This window comes from Azospirillum endophyticum (assembly GCF_016595245.1).
Classification (GTDB): domain Bacteria; phylum Pseudomonadota; class Alphaproteobacteria; order Azospirillales; family Azospirillaceae; genus Azospirillum; species Azospirillum endophyticum.
The window spans coordinates 135,839-142,530 of record NZ_JAENHM010000003.1; the positions used below are offsets into that span (position 1 = coordinate 135,839).

Annotated in this window: 3 protein-coding genes; 1 reads left to right on the plus strand and 2 read right to left on the minus strand. The window is 64.7% G+C overall.

The features are described 5' to 3' along the window. The first annotated feature begins 23 nt into the window (after positions 1-23). The gene (locus JHL17_RS01210; protein WP_200190220.1) at positions 24-4,940 is read left to right on the plus strand and encodes an ATP-binding protein; all 4,917 of its coding nucleotides are present in this window, start codon (positions 24-26) and stop codon (positions 4,938-4,940) included. Positions 4,941-5,281: 341 nt separating this feature from the next. Here JHL17_RS01210 and JHL17_RS01215 read toward each other — a convergent pair whose 3' ends face one another. Continuing rightward, the gene (locus tag JHL17_RS01215; protein WP_200190221.1) at positions 5,282-5,944 is read right to left on the minus strand and encodes a hypothetical protein; all 663 of its coding nucleotides are present in this window, start codon (positions 5,942-5,944) and stop codon (positions 5,282-5,284) included. A 128-nt stretch (positions 5,945-6,072) separates the two neighbouring features. Then, positions 6,073-6,525: a hypothetical protein gene (locus tag JHL17_RS01220; RefSeq protein ID WP_200190222.1), complete on the minus strand. Its 453-nt coding sequence runs from the start codon at positions 6,523-6,525 to the stop codon at positions 6,073-6,075. Between the last annotated feature and the right edge of the window lie 167 nt (positions 6,526-6,692).

Here is a 6,692-nt window from a genome sequence, read left to right on the forward strand (position 1 = left end):
TGCCCTGCGCTGGTCCAGTGATCATGGCGAAAGCACCAAAGTCCAGCGGGAGCAACGTCGGCGACAAGGCCGACCGGCAGAGTGCCGGTGGCGCCGCCATGTCCGGGGGCGGCCGCTTCCAGGATGAGGTGGGCGCCTATCTTTTCGTTCACCTGCTCGCCAGAGCAACACCCTTCGGGTTGCCAAACCCGACCTCGCTCGAGCATGTGGCCAGCGAAACCGGCCAGGACACCGACGATTGGCTGGCGATCACATCGCCGGGCGGGCGCATCTATATCCAAGCCAAGCGACGGATCGAGCACTCCGCGCGTCCGGCCTCCGAAATGGGCAAGACCTGGCGGCAGTTCCTGCGCCAGCACGCCGCCGGGGCCACCGATCCACACCGTCCTCTCGATGCGGCACGCGACCGCATCGTGCTTGCAGTCGGGCCGGAAAGTCCGGAAACCGTCCGCGTTCGTCTGCGCGAGGTGTTGTCGCGGATGGCAGGCCTGCCGCCGGCGGCGCCCATCGAGCGCGCGGCTGCCAACACGAAGGAAAAGCAGGCGCTGACCAGTCTGCTGAGTCTCCTGCGCGCCCTCTGGCAAGAGGAATTCAAATCCATCGCGTCCGACGACGATCTGCGGCATTTCCTGGCCTTTGTTCAGGTTACAGTGCTGGAGCTTGGCGACGGCACCCACGGCCTCACGGCGATGGAAACCGTGCTGAGCAATCGGGTTCTCGCGGATGGACAGAACGCAAGGACGGCGTGGGTGACGCTGTGCCACGCGGCGAAGAGCCTGTCGGCCGACCGCAAGGGCATCGACCGCGCCGGGCTGGAGGTGCGGCTGCGTGACACCGGCTGCTTGCTGCGCGGGGATCCTGCGCCGGATCTCGTCCGCGCCATGGCGGAGAGTGTCGAGAGTGCCCACGACAAGCTGGATGAACTCCTCAAGCGAACGCCGCCCGACCTGCGGACACCGGAAGCGGAGCCAGAGCCCTCTCTCGACCCGGCTGGTCTCCATGATGCATTTGCCCGCGCCTCGCGGGACCTGCTTGGCTGGTCACGGACGATTGACGGGCAATGGATCGAGCGGGCGGAACTCTCGATCCTCGCCGGGCGGCTCGAGGGCGAGGAACCGACGGTCAGCATCCTGCTCGGACCGCCGGGAAGCGGCAAAAGCGCCCTTCTCGCCAGCTTGGGAGCAGCCATCCAGGCGCGGGGATGGCCGGTCCTCGCCATCAAGACCGACACGCTCGACACCGACACCGAATCACCGGAAGCACTCGCCCGCCATCTCGGGCTGCCGGACACCGTCGAGACCTGCATCCGGGCCATGGCGGCTTCGGGGCCGGTGGCGGTGCTGTTCGACCAGCTCGATGCGCTCTGCGACCTGATCGACCTGCACCCGCGCCGGCTCGTGCTGCTTCTCGACACCATCGAGCGGCTGGGGAGCATGCGGAATGTTCATGTGGTGGCATCGTGCCGCAGCTTCGAATTCCGCCATGACCCGCGCTTCGGACGGCTTTCGGCCGACGCGGTCGTGCTCTCTCCGCCGGAATGGGATGCGGTGGCCGACCTGCTGCGTGCCCAAGGCGTCGACCCGACCGGCTGGGCGCAGGAACCGCGTGAGTTTCTGCGTGTGCCGCAGCATCTCAAGATCTTTCTGGATCTCCGCCGGTCCGGCGGTGAGGCGGCGGTGCATGCAGGCTATCAGGCGATGCTCGACGCCCTGTGGCTGGAGCGGGTCACCATGCACGGTCGGCATCCCGACCGTGCGGACCTGCTGATCGACATCGCCGCAAGGATGAGCGAACGCGAAACGATGTGGCTTCCGGCGGCGATGTTCGAAGGGAAGGAGTACATCATCGCCGCGTTGCAGGCCGCGGAGATGCTTGTCCGCGATCCGGCGGGGATTCGGATCGGCTTCGCCCACCAGACCCTGCTGGATCATGCGCGCAGCCGCGGCTTCGTTCGGGATGTCGGCCGGCTTTCCGACTTCGTCAAAACGCACCAGGACGGATTGTTCCTTCGCCCGCGCCTATGGAACGCGCTGACCTACCTGCGCGGCGCGGACGAGGCACTTTACCGCCAGGAATTGAACCGCCTGCTGTCGGCAGATCTGCGCCTGCACATCCGGTTTCTGCTGATCGACTTCTTCGGCGGCCGGGAGGACCCCGGATCGGCCGAGATCGAATGGATGCGCGGCATGATGCAGGATGCCGCTTTGGCGCCGCGCATCTGCCGGGCTGTGGCCGGGCAGCGTCGCTGGTTCGAGGTGATGACGGTTACCGACCTTCCCGACCTGATGGACGGTCCCGATGGCATTGCCTGGGCATCCTCGCAGATCCTGCGCGCCGCCTTCCCCTTCGCGCGCGATCAGGTCGTCGCCTTGGTGCGGCAGCACTGGATCGGGCGCAACGACCGGGTGGCGCACGCCTGGAACCTTCTCTACGCCGTGGAGACCTGGGACGAGCCGGCCGTGACACTCGCGCTAGACCTCATCCGCACGGGCAGGATCGGCGACGGCGAGGTGAACCATCTCGTCGGCACAGTGTCGGCCACTGTCCCTGAGCAAGCTCCGCGGCTGGTGGGCGAGCGCCTGTCCGTGGCGATCGCACGGATGGACGCCACGCCTGCGCCGGAACCCCCCGCCCCTCCGGAGGAAGCGTCCGATCTGGCGAAGGCAATGCACGATCTCCAGCATGCGCCTGAGAAGCGGTGGGAGAACCTGCTTACCAGCGGAAGCGATTGGTGGGACCTGTCCGCCGTCGCCGAGGCGGCGCCGGCCGCATTTGTCGAGGCCGTGTTGCCCCCATTTACCGAGATTGCTAATCGAGGAGCGCGACAGCTCTGTCGCCCGGAAACCCACTACCGCGACCTCAGCACCGATAGCGATCTCGACTCCGACCGCACGCCTCTGATCCGGGCGATGACGGTCGCGGTGACCGAACTTGCCCGCCACGACGCACCTGCATTCCTGGACTTCGCCCGGCAGGCTCAAGCTTCGACAGTGGACCTCGTCCATTGCATTCTGGCCCGTGGCTATGCGCTCGCTGCGGAAACCGAACCGGCTGCCGTCCTCGAATACCTGCTGGCCGACGAACGCCGCTTCAGCCTTGGAGGGTATCACGGCGCGCGGTGGGCGAGCCGTGATCTGATCCAGGCCCTCGCCCTGTATCTGGACGATGCGCAGTTCTTCCGCCTGGAGCAGGCCATCCGCGCGTGGGAACCCTACAAGTTCCTGAAGGACGAGGGTGCCGAGACACGCCGCGACGCGCTGCGCTGGAGCCGCGAAAAGCGGTTCCTTTTGCTCGACGCATTGCCACTCGACCGCCTGTGCGCCGCATCACGCCGGAACATTCTCCAAGAGGCCCGCCGGTTCGGTCGTCCTGAACGCCCACCAAGTCCTTTCGAATTGGCCAGTTTTGTCCGCAGCCCCATGTCGGCCGAGCAGATGGCAAAGGCCAGCGATGTGGAAATTTTGAACATCCTCCGCGAATATCCGGACGGGCAGGAACGGGATTGGACCCGGGGAGGAAATGTCGGCGGCAATCGTCAGCTCGCCCAGACTTTCGGTGAGTTCGCAAAGACCCATCCCCGCCGGGTTCTCGCGCTGATCGGGCAACTGGCGCCTGAGAGCCATGAAACCACCGTCCAGCACACGCTCGACGGGCTGGCGAAGTCGGACCTGACAGACGAAGAATTCTTCGCCGCTGTCCGGGTCCTGCTGAGGCGTGGCTTTACTGGGCTCGACTTCAAACGCTGGCTTGCCCACGCCCTCACCAACCGGTGCAAGCACCCACTTGGACTGCCCGACGACCTGCTAGCCCAGTTGGAAGGAGCCCTCACAGCTTGGCAGGCGCCGGTGGAGAATGTCCTTGGGCAGCGTGAGCCAGCCAAGAAATCGGCGGAATGGGAAACCAACCCTCGTTCCATCCTTTGGGGATTGGGAGGATCGCGCATCCTTCCCCATGGAAATTATCCGGTGTTGCGGGCGCTTACATATGGGCTTTTGCTGCGAAAACCGCCTGCTACGGAACGGTGGATGAGCGTGCTGGAACAGCATCTGGAGCGGTCGGAGGACCCTCGCGCTTGGGCTGCGATGACGCACGATCTTCAGCAGTTGCGTCATGCGGACCCCAGACGGGCGTCACCTTTCTTGAGCACCCTCTTCAACCGCTATCCCAGCGTTCTGCATGATCCGGAGGGAGCGCTGCTGCTCGCCTATGCGCAGTCCTGGGCTTCCGCTGTCCTGATGCGGGAATGGATGAGTGTGTTGCGGGATGGTCCATGGGACGGAGGGCGCCAAGCTTTCGGAGAGCTGCTGTTCCTGCGGTGCGTTCTTCAGCCGAATGATGGCTGGGCAGGCGGGCAGTTGAAGGCCTTTCTTGATCCGGCAACCAAGCCGGACGGGGTGAGGGAGCGCGTGGGCATCGCCTTTGCCGCCGTGAATCTTTGGAGCGACCGGCGCTACCGGGGCGAAGCGGCCGATGCGCTGGTTGAGCTGTGCGGCTGCGGCGAGGACGCCGTTCTGAAAGCTGCATCCGATCTGTTCCGTCTGCACGATCCGCTGCCGGCGGACAAGAACGGGCAACGACTGCTCGACGCCTTGATCGTCCATTCCGTTCTACGCCAGCCGCTCGGCTGGACATTCGTCGTGCGGACGCTGTCGGGGCTGGTGCAGGTCGAGCCGCGCCGGGTTGCCCGACTGGCTGACGATCTTGTCGAGGGCTGGGCAGCACGCCTGGTCGGCGACACCGCACGCCACCAGCATGACATGGACGAGCTGATCGACGTCGCGGTGACACTTCAGCGCTGCGATCCTCCCTACCGTGCCCAGGGGCTGGACCTGTTTGAGCGCCTGCTCGCTTTGGAAGCCTACGGGGTGGAGGATGTGCTCGTCGAACTCGACGGCCGGTTCGTCCGCTCGGCTGTGCCCAGACATCGGCGGCGCGTTTGATCTGGCTCTCGTCGCCATGGTGGATGCTGATTTCAACCTCAAGGCTTCCATCCTCGGCCAATTCGGCCGTACTGATGCCATGGATGGGTGCATCTCATCGCCGCCTGCAAATCGGCGTGGGGCTCTGACACCGGTCAGCACGAAAAGGCGGGCTTAATGATGGAGATTATGGGGTTCCAGCTACGTGCTGTTTCACAGCGAAACCTGACAGAAACCGGTGTTGGGTGTCGGGCTAACAGCAGATGAGCCACTCGGTCGGGCTACCTTTCGAACGGGAGGCATGGCCGGCGTTGCGCAGCCGGTGCGGCGGTGGTCTGCGCTCTTATCGGTTACGATTACGGTTACGCCAGACCTGGTTGGACCGGCCACCGCTCGGTCGGGAACGGTGTGCCCGCTATCTCCACCACCTCGCAGGCACGGAACAGGTCCGGGATGCTAACCATGCGCTGGAACGCGTGGAGATCGCGCTCGAAGTTCCAGTTCGACTGATCAACGCGGGTATCGAGATCGCGCAGATGCCGGTCGATAACCCCGCAGAAGGCGGGTGTGATCGACACGCCGCGCGCTGCCGCCACGCGGCGGCTTTCGGTGTCGATTGCGTACATCAACGCCAAAATCCCCTGGCGACCATCTGTGCGGACCGGCAGACCACGCTGATCCGCGGGAACACGGCGATGGTCGTAGGGCATGTCCAGCGTGGCGTAGCCCGGCGCCTCGAAGGCGAACACCAGCGCATCGCCATGGCGCACAACACCCAACTTGATGGGACCAGATCGCAGTGTCTGAACGTCGTGCTTGTCGAGGCGCGGCATGCCGGTGATGATCTCGAACCGCCCACCGCCTAGCACCATGGCCGCACCTCCGTCGGGCGGCAGGGCGCGCAGGAACGGCGCCGGGGCCGGATCACCACGGCCGACGGCTGTCCAGCACGACGGCTCGCTGCTTGGCCGCTTGTCCAGGAATACCCCACCCGTCATCGCCTTGCGGTGCTTTGCTTCACCCATAGTTCCTCCAAACAGATTATGGTCCTATCGATGTTCTGCGCGAAAGTCGGGATAGTCCCATCGCGTGGAACTCCATTTGAGCCCCCGACGTGACTGGCACAAACATCGCACTCGCCGGTCGTCGGCGATTAACTTATGCGACACACGGGATCCTGCTCGGAGTCGTTCAGCGCCCAAAAGACGCAACGCTCCAGGTCTCCGAACAGGGAAAGTTCATCAGGTGAACGGAGATCGACAATAAAGGCCGTCAGAAACACCGCCAGCCAAGGCGCCTTAGGGCGGGGCGGCGGTTCCTTCCACAGGCCGATCGTGCGCAGGCTGTTGGCCTGAGCCCGATAGCCGTGCAGGCACATCTCCCAGGTGCTTTCCGAGATCGCTTCATTCCAGCAGGCAAAACACATGACGAAGGGATCCTTCGGCAGCCCCGGTTTGCGAGCGATCTGAAAGAAGGCTCCCCCTTTGATTTCCACACCATCGCCGGTTTGCGGGTGAACAAAGCCAAGACCGAGGCCAAGACCGGGAAAGGAACCGCCGCCGGCAGCAACTATCGGCAGCAAAAAGTCGAGCGTATCCTGTGCCACCTCTGAGCGCGGACTCTGGCGGACGTGGCCAGTGTTTAACGTCAGGTGATGGACGGATTGATGGTTGGGTGCAGCGTTCGCTTTCGGACTGGCGTCGCCACCGCAAGGTCACGTCCCTGAACGTGGTGTAGGAGCTGTGGGGAGCCGGCCCGCCGAAGCGCCCTCGG